Here is a 13,707-nt window from a genome sequence, read left to right on the forward strand (position 1 = left end):
CGCATGCGGAGAGGATTGTTTATGGTTTTCGCGGTATGAAGCCGTCACGATGACCACCGGACTATCCTTGCCCTGGAAGCGCGCGCTCGGCGCCGCCGCCCTGTTTTCGATACCGCTGCTGCTGTTCGGTTTCTTCCTGCTCCTCCAGAGCGAGTTCCGCGACGCCAAGACGATGCGCGAGGCGGCGGAGCAATCGGCGGATACCCGTGTGGAACTGCTGCGCCTGATGTCGCTGCACCAGAACGTCGAAACCGGCCAGCGCGGCTACAACATGACCGGAAAGGCGGCCTTCCTCGAACCGTATCGGGATGCACGGTCGCAAATTCCCGCCTCCTTCGCCGCCCTCGATCGCCTTGCCATGACCGATCCGGATTTGCGAGCGGAGCTGGGCGAACTCAGAGCCTTGTCGCGCGAGCGGCTGGAGTTCTCCGAGCGCGCGGTCGCGCTGACCCGGCAGGGATCGGGCGCGGAGGCGGTGGCCCTGGTATCGAGCGGGCGCGGCAAGGCGATCATGGATGCCATCCGCGCCGAAGTGGACCGGCTCGACGCTCTCGAGGCCGCCGACCTCGCGGTCGCCGTGGAGAACCGTGAGATGTCGCGCATACGGGTGCAGCGGACAATCAACCTAGTCCTCGCCGCCCTCGCCCTGCTCCTCGCACTCATCGCCGCGTTCACCGGCCATACCATCCGCGCACGCCAGCAGGCGCTCGCCCGCGAGACGGCGCTCAATGCCCGTCAGCAGGCGATTTTCGACGGGGCGGTCGACGGTATGCTCGTGCTCGACGAGGACGGCTACGTCCGCGAGATGAACCCCTCGATCACCCGGCTGTTCGGGCTCCAGCCGGCCGACCTCATCGGACGGCACAACACCGTCCTGATGGCCGATCCGCCTTCACTCGCCGACAGCCAGGCATGGCTCAGGATGGTCGGTGCCGCCGGCAGCCGGGGCGCGGGCGAACGGCGCGAATTCCAGGGCAAGCGGGCCGACGGAAGCCGGCTGGAAACCGACGTCGCGATCAGCCGCGTCGGCGGAGACGGTGCGCGCGAATACATCGCGGTCATCCGCGACATCACCGAGCGCAAGCGGGTGGAGGACATGAAGACCGAGTTCGTCTCCACCGTGAGCCACGAACTGCGCACGCCGCTCACCTCGATCGGCGGCTCGCTTGGTCTGCTGGCGGCGGGCGCGGTGGGGCCACTCAACGAAAAGGCCGCGCGCCTCGTCAACATCGCGCACGGCAACTGCGAGCGGCTGATTCGCCTCATCAACGACATCCTCGACATCGAGAAGATCGAATCGGGCAAGATGCAGTTCGACCTGCGCCGCATGATGCTCGGCCCGCTTGTCGACCGCACCGCCGCCGCCAATCGCGGCTTCGCGGACAAGCACGGGGTGACGGTGGAAACCCAGCTGCCGCCCTGGCCCATCGCGGTCATGGGCGACCCCGACCGGTTGGAGCAATTGCTCACCAATCTCGTCTCGAACGCGATCAAGCATTCGCCCGAAGGCGGCGTGGTCGAAATCGGGATCGGCAACGCCGGCCAGCGGGCGCGTATCGAAGTGCGCGACCGCGGCGCCGGTGTGCCCGAGGCATTCCGCGGGCGCATCTTCGGCAAGTTCGCCATGGCCGACCAGTCCGACAGCCGGGCGCGCGGCGGCACCGGCCTCGGCCTTGCCATCGCCCGCGAGATTACCGAGCGTCACGGCGGCACGGTGGGGTTCGAGGATCGTACAGGCGGCGGCACGGTGTTCTTCGTCGAGCTGCCGATGGCCGAATGCGAGGAGCGGATCGCCTCTGCCGCCGACGACGGCCTGCCCCGCCTGCTTCACCTCGACGACGACAGCGACTGCCTGTCCGTCGTCGAAAGCGCGTTCGCCGGCCGCGCGAATGTCGTGTCGGTATCCTCGATGCACGATGCCCGCGCAGAGCTCGCGCAGCGGCCGTTCGCAGGGGTACTGGTCGATGTCGTGGTGCCGCCGGACAACGGCCTCGACCTCGTGCCGTGCCTGCGCCAATCGTTTCCGGGCCTGCCCATCGTGGTCTTCTCCGCCCTCGACGACGTCGAGAAGACCGACGACGTCGACGCGGTCCTCACCAAAAGCCGGTCCTCGATCGAAACGCTGGTCGAAACCACGATGGCGCTCGTCGCCCGCGGAAGAAGGGAAGCCGCATGATCCGCATCCTCTACGTCGACGACGAGCCCGACATTCGCGAAATCGCCGAGATGTCGCTGTCGCTCGACCCCGATTTCGAGGTCCGCACCGCCGATGGCGGCACGGCGGCGCTGGCGACGGTCGCCGACTGGCGGCCCGACATCGTCCTGCTCGACGTCATGATGCCCGGGATGGACGGCCCGGCCGTGCTCGCCCGGTTGCGCGGCGATCCGGCGACTGCGGACTTGCCGGTCGCCTTCGTCACCGCCCGCGCGCAGAAGAGCGACATCCAGAATTTCGCGACGCTCGACGCGGTCGGGGTGATCGCGAAGCCGTTCGACCCGATGGAGCTTGCCGCGCAGGTCCGCGCGCTGCTGCCGTGACGCCGCTTGAGCAGCGCATCGCCGAACTGTCGGCGCGGTTCTCCGCGCAGGCCGGTGCCGAGCGCGACGCGCTGCTTGCGGCGCTCGCGGCGGGGGATCGCGAGACGCTGCAATCGCGCGCGCACAAGCTGGCGGGCACCGCCGGCATGTTCGGCCACGACGATATCGGGGAGGCGGCCTTCGCCCTCGAAACCGCGGCGGAGACCGGCGCCGACTGTGCCGGACCGGCCCATGCGCTGGCAGACATGCTCGGCGAAATCTCGCCCTAAAGGCAGCCGGCCGCCCGCATGCTGTAGACTCGCCTGCGCGTCACCACGAGGTGGTCGATCAGGTCCAGCTCCAGCGCCCCCACCAGCGCTGCTATCCGTTGCGTCGCGGCAAGATCCTCCGCGCTGGGGCGGCAGTCGCCCGAGGGGTGGTTGTGCGCGAGCAGGAATGCGCGCGCGCCGAGGGCAAGACCGCGCTCGACCAGCGGCCGCATCCGCGCTTCGATGCGCCCGGCGCTGCCGCTGGCGAACGGTTCGTCGCACAGGTATCCATGCGCGGCATCGCACCACACGACATAAAGTCGTTCTTCCGTGGCGAGGCCGATCCGGCCCCGCAGGTAGCGATGGAGCCGCGGATCCGATCCATCGACGCGGGTTCCCGCCAGTTCCTCGTCCAGTGCCGCTTCCACCAAAGCCCGCGCTCCGGCGATGGCGCGCAAGGCCGCCTCGTGCCCCGGCACCGCGGCGCAGAGTTGCGGCAGGGGAGCGGCAAGCACCTGGCGGAGCGATCCGAACCGTTCGATCAGGCGTTCGGCCAAGTCCCCCGCGCTCTCGCCGGCGAAGGGGGCGAAAAGCTCCGCCACGACCGATAGGGGCCGTACCGCGCCACCCGCCGGCGATGCCACCAGATGCCCAGCGCCAGGACAATGATCTGACAATACGACGGTCCCACGTACATCACTACGTAGGCGAGTGGCGAAATGCCCTCCACCAGCTCGCGCGCCAAGTGCGCGCTCATCGCGACTACCTGGAATGCGGCGAACCATAGCGGATAGATCCTGTTGGCGCGGATCGCCGTGCCGAGCGCGACGGCGAGCGCGACCGCATCGATGACGACGTGGCCGGTGTCGATCGTCGACAGGTCGCTCCAATCGCCGAACAGCGCGTGGTTGGCGGAGTCGGCGACCTTGAACCAGACGAGCACGCCCGCGAGTATCCGTTCGGGCCCGCCGCCCCAGCGCCACGCCGCGAGGGCGAGCGCGGCGTAGAGCGCAGCCTGGAGCCAGAAGCGGACATCGGCGGACGCGAGCGACATTCCCTCGCGATAGACTGGCCTATGCGGCCGCGAAAGCGGGCAGTTCGGCGATTGCCCGGTCGGGAACCACCGTATCGACATCGCCGTCGTCGCCCATCGTTTCGCGCGCGATCTTGCTCAGTTCGTCGTGCACCCGGAGCAGGCTGGTGGACAGCGCCAGCGCCTGTGTTTCGGCCTGGTTGAGCCGCAGCAGCGCCCTTTGTCCCCTGTGCACTTCGACTTCCGGGTTCTGGCGGGCGCCGACCATCGCCTGCTTCAGGCGGGCGCAGGCGACCATCACCTCGTCGCTGACGGCTTCGGCTTCGCGGATCAGCTTGCGGATAGCGAGGGCATCGTGGCGGATCGTGTCGGACATGGCGGGTAAACTCCGGCGGGTCGCCCGCCGGGGCTCAGCCGGACGGGCTCGATGTATCGGAGGGGATTGCGGCCTTGCCCTTCAACGCCTCGCTCAGGGAGAGCGATGCCGTCACCACCAGGACGATCGCGGCAAGGATGCCGAAGGCGAGCCCGATGATGACGGCGAGACGGAGAACGATGGCGTTGCGGCCGTCGAGCGCCCCGGGAACCACCCGGGGTTCGTCCCTCGTCCACGGCGCCTCAATCGCAAAAAACGACGCGTCGGAAAGAACGAACTGCCCGGGCTGAACCCTGCCCTCGTTCTGGCCGACATCGCTCGCTTCGGGGACTTCAGGAGTTCTCCATGCAGGATTTCTGGAGGGGCCTGCAGTCGGCAAAGGGGGCGGTTCGGGCGGGCTGTAGCCCTCGCCCGCGCGCCATGCATCCACCAGTTCGGGCAGGCTCCCTACCCCGTAGAGCTCCTTCAGCGTGCGGACGTGCTGGTTCACGCGCGATTCGGAAATGCCGAGTTCGGCCGCCACCGCCTTCAACGGCAGGCGCCGGTCGATACCGTCCAGCACCGCGCGCTGGCGGTCGGTCAGTTCGCGATCGAGAACGGCCGGCATGGAAAAGTCAACGCTCCTGTGGGGACGAAGTGCCGCATATGGCAGGTGTGCCCTTGCGGCAACCGCGGCGCGCCTGCCGGGTCACGCGGCGCTGGCGTTGATGCCCATCGACTGGAACCAGCGCTTCACATTGCGCGCGGCCTGGCGCAGGCGCTGTTCGTTCTCGACCATCGCGATCCGCACGAAGCCCTCGCCGTCCTCGCCGTAGCCGACGCCCGGCGCCACCGCGACTTGCGCCTGGGTCAGCATCTGCTTGGAAAATTCGAGACTGCCCATGTGCTTCAGCGCAGGCGGCAGCGGGGCCCAGGCGAACATGCTGGCGGCGGGCGGCGGGATGTCCCACCCGGCCCGGCCGAACGCCTCGACCATCACGTCGCGGCGCTTGTGGTAAAGCTGGCGATTGCGCTCGACGATGTCCTGCGGACCGTTGAGCGCGGCGCAGGCGGCCGCCTGAATGGGGGTGAAGGCACCGTAATCGAGGTAGCTCTTCACCCGCGTCATCGCCGCGATCAGTTGCCGGTTGCCGACCGCGAAGCCCATGCGCCAGCCGGCCATCGAATAGGTCTTGGACATCGACGTGAATTCGACCGCCACATCCTTCGCGCCCTTCACCTGCATGATCGACGGGGTCGGGTTGCCGTCGAAATAGAGTTCGGAATAGGCGAGGTCGGAGAGGATCCAGACCTCGTTTTCCTTCGCCCACGCGACCAGCCGTTCGTAGAACGCGAGGTCCACCACCTCGGCGGTGGGGTTGGAGGGATAGTTCACCACCAGCACGCTCGGCCGCGGTACGGTGAAGGCCATCGCGCGCTCGAGGCTGCGGAAATACTCCTCGTCGGGCGTGGTCGGCACGCTCCGGATCGTCGCCCCGGCGATGATGAAGCCGAAGGTGTGGATCGGGTAACTGGGGTTGGGCGCCAGTACGACGTCGCCCGGCGCGGTGATCGCGGTGGCGAGGCTGGCGAGCCCTTCCTTCGAACCCATCGTCACGACGACTTCGGTCTCGGGATCGAGCTCCACTCCGAAGCGGCGACCGTAGTAGTTCGCCTGCGCGCGGCGGAGGCCGGGGATGCCCTTCGATTGCGAATAGCCGTGCGCGTCGGGCTTCATCGCCACCTCGCACAACTTGTCGATCACGTGCTGCGGCGGGGGCAGGTCGGGGTTGCCCATGCCGAGGTCGATGATGTCCTTGCCGCCGGCGCGCGCCGCGGCCCGCATGCCGTTGACTTCGGCGATGACGTAGGGCGGCAGTCGCTTGATGCGGTAGAATTCGTCGTTCATCGGTCTCGATACGCTGCTAGGGTGCCGGTCGGCGGCCCGACTGTATGCGAATCCGCCGGCGTGCGAAACCGCGAAGCTCGACAGGAAAAACTATGGCCGACGACACCCCGACCCCGTCTCCTTTCGCGGCCTTCTTCGACATGCAGGGCGAAGCGGTTCGGGAAATGTGGGGTCAAGTCGCGCCCAGCGGCGCCACGCCGCCGATGATCACGGATTGGGCCGAAGCGGGCGCGTGGGGTGAAACCGCGCAGAAGCTGCAGGCGATGTGGCTCGAGTTCATAGGCGAGAAGGCGCGCGAGGGGGCAGGCGGATTGAACGCGCTCGACCCGGCGCAGTTCATGCTGCTGTCGCACGGCTGGGCCGGTGCCGCCCAGGGCGCCATCCAGTCCCAGGCGAAGCTTGCCGAGGACGCGATGGCGATGTGGCAGGGCATCATGTCGGGGGCGTTCGGCGGGAAGGAACGCGAGGACGCCCCGGCCCTTCCCCGCAGCGACAAGCGCTTCGCCGATCCCGCCTGGCGCAGCACGCCGGCCTTCGCGCTCATCCACCAGACCTACCTGATGCTGGCCGAATACTTCGTATCGGCCGCCGACAGCGTCACCGGCGTGGACGACGAGAAGAAGGAGCAGCTGACCTTCGCCACCCGCGCGCTGGTCGAGGCGATGAGCCCGGACAATTTCCTCGCCACCAATCCCGTCGTCCTCAAGCGCACGATCGAGACGAAGGGCGCGAACCTGGTGCGGGGCATGGAGCACCTGATCGCGGACCTGCGCCGCGGGCAGCTGACCCATACCGATACCGAGGCGTTCAAACTGGGCGAGAACATCGCCACGACGCCCGGCAAGGTCGTGCACGAGGGGCCGCTGTACCAGCTCATCCAGTACAGCCCCTCGACCGACGAAGTCGCCGAGATTCCGCTCGTCATCTTTCCGCCGTGGATCAACCGATTCTACATCCTTGACCTCACGCCCAAGAAAAGCTTCATCAAGTGGGCGGTCGACCAGGGGCTGACCGTGTTCGTGGCGAGCTGGAAGTCCGCCGACGCGAGCATGAAGGACGTCGTCTGGGACGATTACATCCGCGCGCAGATCGAGGCGATCGACTTCATTCGCGAACGGCTGGGCGTAAAGAGCACCCACGCCATCGGCTACTGCGTCGCCGGCACGACGCTTGCCGCCACGCTCGCGATCCTCGCGCGGCGGGGCGAGGCGGACAAGGTGGCGAGCGCCACGTTCTTCACCGCGCAGGTCGATTTCGAGCGCGCGGGAGAGCTCAAGAACTTCATCGACGACGGCCAGCTCGAGATGCTCGGCAACCTGTCGGCCGACGGATACCTCGACGGGCGCTACATGGCCGCCACGTTCAACCTGCTGCGCGGGCGCGACCTCATCTGGAACTACGTCGTCAACAACTACTTGCTGGGCGAAGACTACCCGGCGTTCGACCTCTTGCACTGGAACGGCGACGTCACCAACCTGCCGGCCAAGTGGCACGGCGACTACCTGCGCGACCTCTATCGCGGCAACAAGCTGGTGGTGCCCGATGCGATGGAGGCCGACGGGACGCCGATCGACCTCACCCGCATCGAGACGCCGATCTACATCCAGGCGGGCAAGGAAGATCATATCGCCCCGGCCGAAAGCGTCTGGCGGATGACCCGTCACGTGCGCGGCGACACCACGTTCGTCCTCGCGGGGTCGGGCCACATCGCGGGCGTCGTCAACCATCCCGATGCGAACAAGTACCAATACTGGACCGGCGACAGCGCGGCCGGCAGCCTGGCCGAGTTCATCGAGAGCGCGACCGAGAATCCGGGTAGCTGGTGGCCGCACTGGCGTGCCTGGCTCGCCGAACGCGGCGGCCAACAGGTGCCCGCGACCGACAAGCGCAAACCCGGAGAGGACGGCGATCGCGTCATCGAGAACGCTCCGGGACGATACGTGATGGCGCGCTAAGCGCTTCAATTTCTTCGACGAACCATTTTATTGTGCAGTGCACAAAATATCCTTGACTTCGCATTTGCAATGCCTATTTTGTGCAGTGCAACATAGGAGCGAAGTCCGATGGCATCCGCCGCCGACGACACTAAGTTTGTGAAAGCCGACCCGGCCGCCGAGAAGGCCTTCGCCGAAGCGGTGGGGTCACAGCCGGGCAAGGCTGCCGCGATCGAAGCGCCGGAGCCTGCTCCGTCGAAGATCGCCGCCGCGGTCGCCGAGATCAAGGCTACGCCACCGAAAAAGGCGCCGGCTCGCAAGGCGACCAAGCCGGCCGCCAAGAAGTCCGCGCTTCGCAAATCGGCCTCGAAGTCTGCGATCGCGCAGACCCGCGTCGCCCGCACGCAGGCTGCCAAGCCTGCCCTCGACGAGACTACCACTGTCAAGACCACCGCACCGCGCATCGCCGCTGTCGCTCAGATGAAGGACAAGATCATGGCTACCGTCAACGAAACCACCACCGACTACACCGCCAAGGCCAAGGACCTGGCCTCCGACGCGCAGACCAAAGCGAAGGCCGCGTACGACAAGATGCAGGCCGTCGCCGGCGAGATGACCGAGTTCACCAAGGGCAACGTCGAAGCGATGGTCGAATCGGGCAAGATCCTCGGCACCGGCATGCAGGACATGGTCCGCGGCGAAGTCGAAGCCGCCAAGGGCGCCTTCGAGACCGCCACAGCCGACGTGAAGGCGATGGCCGCGGTCAAGAGCCCGACCGAACTGTTCAAGCTGCAGGGCGAAATGCTGCGCCGCAACTTCGACGCGATGGTCGCGCACTACTCGAAGAACGCCGAGACCTCGATGAAGCTCGCCAACGACGCCTTCGCGCCGATCTCGAGCCGCATGAGCCTCGCCGCCGAGAAGATCTCGAAGGCCGCGTAAGCGCCTTCCCCTCCGCGCGCACCGCCCTCCTCTCCCTGAGCGGGGTGCGCGGGAAAAAATCGGGCCGGACGGTACGCCGTCCGGCCCCTTTTTGTCTTCGGATTACCTTAACCGGCGCCGCTGCATCTTGCTTGCCGCCGTTCCGATACGATATTGCGAGCCCGATGACCCGTTTCCCCACCGCCTTGCCCTTTCCAACCTGCGCCGCGGGCGACGACGACGAGCGTGGCGGCGACCGCGACGGGGACATGGAAGTCGGCATCGCGACCAAGACCCGCGCCAAGCCCAAGAAGCCGAGCCAGTACAAGGTACTGATGCTCAACGACGACTACACCCCGATGGAATTCGTCGTGATCGTGCTGAAGCGCTTCTTCAAGATGGACATGGAACAGGCCACCCGCGTCATGCTCCACGTTCACCAGCGCGGCGTCGGCGTGTGCGGCGTATTCCCCTACGAAGTCGCCGAAACCAAGGTGAACCAGGTCATGGACTTCGCGCGCGAGAATCAGCACCCGCTCCAGTGCACGCTGGAAAAGGCGTGATTTTAAGGTGCCCGGGCACCTGCCAGCCGGCGGTTCGTTAGGCGACAGACGACAGGGCATGACCGCGCGGTGATTTGCCGCTAGGGGCAGGTCCGGACCACAGAAGACCCGCGCCCCCTTGTTCAAGTTCCTGCCCGCCATCGACCGCTACATCCTCCGCCTCGTGCTCGTGCCGATGTTCGGCGTCTTCGCGCTCGCCGCGTCGCTGCTGATCCTCGACAAGATGCTGCGCCTGCTCGATTTCGTGGCGGTGCAGGGCGGGCCGATCGGCGTCGTGTTCAAGATGCTGGCCACGATGATGCCCGAATACGCGTCGCTCGCGATCCCGCTGGGGCTGCTGCTGGGCGTGCTGTTCGCCTTCCGCAAGCTGGCGACCACGAGCGAGCTCGACGTGTTTCGGGCGGTCGGCCTCAGCTACAACCGGCTGCTGCGTGTGCCCTACGCAATCGCGCTGGTGCTGGTTGCAATCAACGTGGCGCTGGTGTTCTACATCCAGCCGATCAGCCGGTACTGGTACGAACGGCTCGATTACGAACTGCGCTCGGGCGCTCTTGGCGCGTCGATCAAGGTGGGCGAGTTCACCACCCTGAAAGACCGCATGGCGCTGCGTATCGAGCGCAGCGAGGACGACGGGCGGCGGCTGGTCGGCATCTTCGCCCGCGTCGCCAACGAGAAGGGGCAGGTGCTCTCCATCTCCGCCAACGAGGGCGCGTTCCTCGCCACGCAGGACAGCCCCGACACGATCATCCTGTCCCTGACCGACGGCATCATCGTGCAGGACATGGGCGGCAACACCAGCCCCCGGGTGCTGAGCTTCACTCGCCACGACCTGCCCATCGACCTGCCTGCTGTCGCCCAGTTCAGGTCCCGCGCCGGCGCCGACGACACGCGCGAGTTCATCCTGCCCGAGCTTTTGCGGATCGGTTGGGGCGACCGCACTGCGACCGACAGCGAGCAACGGGCGGGCAGCCAGGCGAGCTTCAACTTCCGTCTGGTGGAAGTGGTAATGATGTTCCTGATGCCCCTGCTGGCGGTGGCGCTGGCGATCCCGCCCAAGCGATCGACCAGCGCGCTGGGCGTCTTCGTTTCGATCGTGATGGTCGTCGCCTATCACAAGATCAACCAGTACGCGGAAGACTACGCGGGCCTCGGCCGGGTCGATCCGACGCTGGCGCTGTGGATACCGTTCGTGCTGTTCGCCGCGCTGATCCTGTGGATGTACTGGCGGGTCGCTTACGTGCCCGGCGGTCAGGCGATCGGCGCGCTTGAGACCGCCTTCTCCAAGTTCGGCAAGAAGGTGCGCGGCCTGTTCCGCCGCCGGCTGCCAGGCGCCCTGCCCGAGCCCGAGCCGGAGCCCGATCGCCCTGCCGCCCCGCAGCCCCTGCCCGCCGAGTAGCCTTCGATGCAGTTGGACTTCTTCCCCTCGCGCGCGCTGACGGTCTATCTCGCCAAGCTGTTCGTGGTCCGCATCCTCGCGGTCCTCGTCATGCTGGTGCTCGTGCTCCTCATGCTCGACCTGCTGACCACGACGGGCAAGATCCTGGCCGTTCCGGGCAACGGGCAGAGCGAGATCTGGACCTACGCCACCCTGCGCGCGCCGCAGCTTGTCGCGCGGTTCCTGCCCTATTCGGTGCTGCTCGCCACGATCATCACTCTGGTCACGCTCAACCAGAACAGCGAGGTGATCGCGATGAAGGCGGCCGGCCTCAGCGCGCACCAGGTGCTGGCCCCGCTGCTCCTGACCGCGCTCATCGTGGGGGTTGGCAGCTTCGCCTTCAACGAACGCGTGGTCACCCGGGCAACCGCCACGCTCAAGGCGTGGGACGCGAACGAGTTTCGCCAGGTTCCCGCCGATTCGGGCGTGCGATCGAACGTCTTCATCGCCGACGGGCCGGACATCCTCTCCGCCGCCAGCGTCAGCGGCCAGGGCGACGATACCGTTCTCACCGGTGTTTCGTGGTATCACCGCGCGCCCAGCGGCGCGCTGTCGGACCAGGTCCGCGGCGACCGCGCGACGTGGACCGGCGACGGCTGGCGAATCGAGAACCCGCGCCGGTTCGATGTCGCCACGGCCAAGAGCGATTCGCCCGAATCGCTGGTGATCGGCCGCGGCGTGACGCCCGAACAGATTCGGCTCGGGAGCATAGACCCCGACGCGCAATCGTTCTGGGAACTCTCGCGCTCGATCGACGACTACGAGGTGGCCGGACGGCGCACCGCCGAACTCAGGTCGAAATGGTGGCACAAGCTGGCCGGACCGCTTTCTTCGGTGCTGATGCCGCTGCTCGGCGCGGTGGCCGCATTCGGTCTTGCACGGTCGGGCCAGCTGTTCGTTCGCGCGGTGATCGGCATGGCGCTGGGTTTCGCCTATTTCGTGGTCGATAACGCCGCGCTCGCGATGGGCAACTTCGGCGGCTACCCCCCGCTGCTGGCGGCCTGGGCCCCGTTCGTCCTGTTCGCGCTGATCGGCGAAACTGTTCTCATTCGCACAGAAGAATGAATTGCGGCGGAACAATGGCGGCTGTAAGGGGTTGAGGCCGGGTTACCCAATTCCCGGATGGAGATACCTATCATGATCAAGTTCATCGTTCCCGCTCTCGCCGCTCTGACGCTCGCCGCCTGCGCCGACAGCACCCCCGAAGACACCATGGCGACCGACACCGCCACCGACACCACGATGACCGAGCCGATGGCGACGGACACCGCGATGGCTGCCGATCCGATGGCGACCGACACCACCATGGCGACCGATCCGATGGCGACCGGCACGGCGACCGACGGCGCGATGGCGACCGACGGCGCGATGGCCACCCCGACCGCCACGTCGACCCCGATGTGATCGTCACGCTGCAGCGGTTCGCCGCTGTTAGCGTAAGGGGACCGTAGGCTTCGCCCACGGAAACCGAGATGGGGGCCGCCTCTTCGGAGGCGGCCCCTTTTTCGTGCGTGCGAGGATCCGAGGGCGGCCCGAAAAATCGCGGCCCGTTCGCCTCCTAGGCCGCGGTTTCTTCCGGCATGGGCGCGCGCACTGCGTCCCCGCCCGCGCCCACCCGGCGGCGCATCGTGCTGCCGCCGATCTTGCCGAGCAGCGGCATCATGCCGCGATAATGCGCCCGCCCGTATGTCTCGCGCGCATGCTCGTGCGCGGCGAGCCTCCGGTGCGCTTCCCCCAAGGCATGATAGGGCAGCGAGGGCAGGAGGTGGTGCAGCGCGTGGTAGCGCAGGCCAACAGGCGCCCACAGCGCCGCGAGCGGGCCGGGCGGCGGCACGTTGACGGTGTCGAGATACTGGGCGGTCACGCTCATCGGCTCGCCCTCGTTCTCCCACAGGTGCGCGACGAGTGTGCGAAGCTGGTTGAGCACGCCGACCGCGCTGAACACCGCCAGCGCCACGGCGAGGGGCCGCCAGCCGATCCAGAACACGCTCGCGATCACGATCACGCCCCAGATCGCCGCACCCGTTTCCAGCAGGACGAAGCGGCGCTTGTCCGCAGGCGCCGGCGGACGGCGGCGGAAGTCGGGGTTGATCGCCAGCGTGCTGAACCGCTCCCAGTTCATTCGCCGCAGCGGCGGGATGAGCAGGCCGAGCGGCGCGAGAACGCCGTAGCGGATGACGAGACCGATCGGCGCCAGCAGCGCGATCAGCACGAATGCCGGCAGGCTCCACGGCTTCATCAGTGCCAGCGGGAGGTATTCCGGATCCTCGGGCGTGCCGTACCGCTTGCGCGAATGGTGGATGGTGTGGCCGTCCTCGTACATGAAGCTCGGCGTCAGCATCGGGATGCCGACGAGGAGGTTCCAGGCAGTCCGGAACCCCGGCAGCGCATCGCGGTGCAGGTGCGTGAGTTCGTGGATGAACAGCAGCGCGCGGTAGAGCGCCAGCGTCGAGACCAGGCCCAGCGCGACGGTGAGCCAACCGAACGGCACGAGGATCGCCCCCGCCAAGGCCGCGTATCCCACCAGCGCGGACCCCAGCATGTCAAGCCAGTAGATGTGCGCCTTCGCCTCGCCCAGTTCGCGCATGATCGCGGCCGCCGCCTTCAGCAGGGCCTTGTCGTCCTGGTCGCGGGCGCCGGTATAGGCGGCGACGGTGTCTTGGCGGCGGTGGGCGGTGTCGGTCACAATATGCTTTTCCGTGGACGGCGGCGGGCCTATCCGCCCGGTGCCGCTATCCCATAGGGCGGCGGGATGAACGAGGTCGGAAGCG

The 13,707-nt window shown here is 67.2% G+C and carries 15 protein-coding genes; 9 read left to right on the forward strand and 6 right to left on the reverse strand.

Annotation, left to right across the window (positions count from 1 at the left end):
- The first annotated feature begins 49 nt into the window (after positions 1-49).
- From D4766_RS04270 to D4766_RS04280, 3 genes are read left to right on the forward strand one after another with little or no spacing between them, the layout of a single operon-like run.
- A complete protein-coding gene (locus tag D4766_RS04270) occupies positions 50-2,176 on the forward strand; it encodes a CHASE3 domain-containing protein (protein ID WP_120716328.1) in 2,127 nt (708 codons plus the stop codon).
- Entirely contained in the window at positions 2,173-2,538 is a 366-nt protein-coding gene (locus tag D4766_RS04275; protein WP_120716329.1) for a response regulator, read from the forward strand. Before D4766_RS04270 ends, D4766_RS04275 begins: the two co-directional genes overlap by 4 nt.
- Positions 2,535-2,807, forward strand: a complete 273-nt coding sequence (locus tag D4766_RS04280) for an Hpt domain-containing protein (RefSeq protein WP_120716330.1) — start codon at positions 2,535-2,537, stop codon at positions 2,805-2,807. Before D4766_RS04275 ends, D4766_RS04280 begins: the two co-directional genes overlap by 4 nt.
- On the opposite strand, the gene D4766_RS04285 is transcribed toward D4766_RS04280, so the two are convergent.
- The 5 genes from D4766_RS04285 to D4766_RS04305 all read right to left on the reverse strand — a co-directional run bounded on the left by D4766_RS04285 (position 2,804) and on the right by D4766_RS04305 (position 6,083).
- Positions 2,804-3,343 (reverse strand): JAB domain-containing protein, encoded by a 540-nt coding sequence (locus D4766_RS04285; protein WP_162935648.1) that lies wholly within the window; start codon positions 3,341-3,343, stop codon positions 2,804-2,806. The two genes, D4766_RS04280 and D4766_RS04285, sit on opposite strands and share 4 nt — an antisense overlap.
- Positions 3,328-3,840, reverse strand: a complete 513-nt coding sequence (locus tag D4766_RS13715) for a hypothetical protein (RefSeq protein WP_162935649.1) — start codon at positions 3,838-3,840, stop codon at positions 3,328-3,330. The genes D4766_RS04285 and D4766_RS13715 overlap by 16 nt, the downstream gene beginning before the upstream one ends.
- 19 nt (positions 3,841-3,859) lie before the next feature.
- Entirely contained in the window at positions 3,860-4,195 is a 336-nt protein-coding gene (locus D4766_RS04295) for a hypothetical protein (protein WP_120716333.1), read from the reverse strand.
- Between the two features lie 34 nt (positions 4,196-4,229).
- Positions 4,230-4,802 (reverse strand): LuxR C-terminal-related transcriptional regulator, encoded by a 573-nt coding sequence (locus D4766_RS04300; protein ID WP_120716334.1) that lies wholly within the window; start codon positions 4,800-4,802, stop codon positions 4,230-4,232.
- Between the two features lie 81 nt (positions 4,803-4,883).
- Positions 4,884-6,083 (reverse strand): LL-diaminopimelate aminotransferase, encoded by a 1,200-nt coding sequence (locus tag D4766_RS04305; RefSeq protein ID WP_120716335.1) that lies wholly within the window; start codon positions 6,081-6,083, stop codon positions 4,884-4,886.
- A gap of 92 nt (positions 6,084-6,175) precedes the next feature.
- On the opposite strand from D4766_RS04305, the gene D4766_RS04310 reads away from it, so the two are divergent.
- The 6 genes from D4766_RS04310 (at position 6,176) to D4766_RS13720 (ending at position 12,340) form a co-directional block, all read left to right on the forward strand.
- On the forward strand, positions 6,176-8,038 hold the full coding sequence (locus D4766_RS04310) for a PHA/PHB synthase family protein (protein ID WP_120716336.1): 1,863 nt from the start codon (positions 6,176-6,178) through the stop codon (positions 8,036-8,038).
- A gap of 108 nt (positions 8,039-8,146) precedes the next feature.
- The gene (phaP, locus tag D4766_RS04315; RefSeq protein ID WP_120716337.1) at positions 8,147-8,959 is read left to right on the forward strand and encodes a TIGR01841 family phasin; all 813 of its coding nucleotides are present in this window, start codon (positions 8,147-8,149) and stop codon (positions 8,957-8,959) included.
- Between the two features lie 164 nt (positions 8,960-9,123).
- A complete protein-coding gene (gene clpS, locus D4766_RS04320) occupies positions 9,124-9,501 on the forward strand; it encodes an ATP-dependent Clp protease adapter ClpS (RefSeq protein WP_234024887.1) in 378 nt (125 codons plus the stop codon).
- A gap of 118 nt (positions 9,502-9,619) precedes the next feature.
- Positions 9,620-10,897: an LptF/LptG family permease gene (locus tag D4766_RS04325; protein WP_120716338.1), complete on the forward strand. Its 1,278-nt coding sequence runs from the start codon at positions 9,620-9,622 to the stop codon at positions 10,895-10,897.
- 6 nt (positions 10,898-10,903) lie between these two features.
- Complete coding sequence (gene lptG, locus D4766_RS04330; RefSeq protein WP_120716339.1) at positions 10,904-12,001, forward strand: LPS export ABC transporter permease LptG; 1,098 nt, start codon at positions 10,904-10,906, stop codon at positions 11,999-12,001.
- Between the two features lie 72 nt (positions 12,002-12,073).
- On the forward strand, positions 12,074-12,340 hold the full coding sequence (locus D4766_RS13720; RefSeq protein ID WP_162935650.1) for a hypothetical protein: 267 nt from the start codon (positions 12,074-12,076) through the stop codon (positions 12,338-12,340).
- Between the two features lie 154 nt (positions 12,341-12,494).
- Here D4766_RS13720 and D4766_RS04340 read toward each other — a convergent pair whose 3' ends face one another.
- Positions 12,495-13,622 carry a fatty acid desaturase family protein gene (locus D4766_RS04340; RefSeq protein WP_234024888.1) on the reverse strand — a complete coding sequence of 376 codons (1,128 nt, stop codon included), beginning with the start codon at positions 13,620-13,622 and terminating at the stop codon, positions 12,495-12,497.
- Positions 13,623-13,707: the final 85 nt, after the last annotated feature.

The organism is Tsuneonella amylolytica (assembly GCF_003626915.1).
Classification (GTDB): domain Bacteria; phylum Pseudomonadota; class Alphaproteobacteria; order Sphingomonadales; family Sphingomonadaceae; genus Tsuneonella; species Tsuneonella amylolytica.

Excerpts from the sequence above, each read along its gene's own strand:
- D4766_RS04270 (WP_120716328.1), top strand. The coding sequence starts at position 50 with ATGACCACCGGACTATCCTTGCCCTGGAAGCGCGCGCTCGGCGCCGCC.
- D4766_RS04275 (WP_120716329.1), top strand. The coding sequence starts at position 2,173 with ATGATCCGCATCCTCTACGTCGACGACGAGCCCGACATTCGCGAAATC.
- D4766_RS13715 (WP_162935649.1), bottom strand. The coding sequence starts at position 3,840 with ATGTCGCTCGCGTCCGCCGATGTCCGCTTCTGGCTCCAGGCTGCGCTC.
- D4766_RS04295 (WP_120716333.1), bottom strand. The coding sequence starts at position 4,195 with ATGTCCGACACGATCCGCCACGATGCCCTCGCTATCCGCAAGCTGATC.
- D4766_RS04300 (WP_120716334.1), bottom strand. The coding sequence starts at position 4,802 with ATGCCGGCCGTTCTCGATCGCGAACTGACCGACCGCCAGCGCGCGGTG.
- D4766_RS04305 (WP_120716335.1), bottom strand. The coding sequence starts at position 6,083 with ATGAACGACGAATTCTACCGCATCAAGCGACTGCCGCCCTACGTCATC.
- D4766_RS04310 (WP_120716336.1), top strand. The coding sequence starts at position 6,176 with ATGGCCGACGACACCCCGACCCCGTCTCCTTTCGCGGCCTTCTTCGAC.
- phaP (WP_120716337.1), top strand. The coding sequence starts at position 8,147 with ATGGCATCCGCCGCCGACGACACTAAGTTTGTGAAAGCCGACCCGGCC.
- clpS (WP_234024887.1), top strand. The coding sequence starts at position 9,124 with ATGACCCGTTTCCCCACCGCCTTGCCCTTTCCAACCTGCGCCGCGGGC.
- lptG (WP_120716339.1), top strand. The coding sequence starts at position 10,904 with ATGCAGTTGGACTTCTTCCCCTCGCGCGCGCTGACGGTCTATCTCGCC.
- D4766_RS13720 (WP_162935650.1), top strand. The coding sequence starts at position 12,074 with ATGATCAAGTTCATCGTTCCCGCTCTCGCCGCTCTGACGCTCGCCGCC.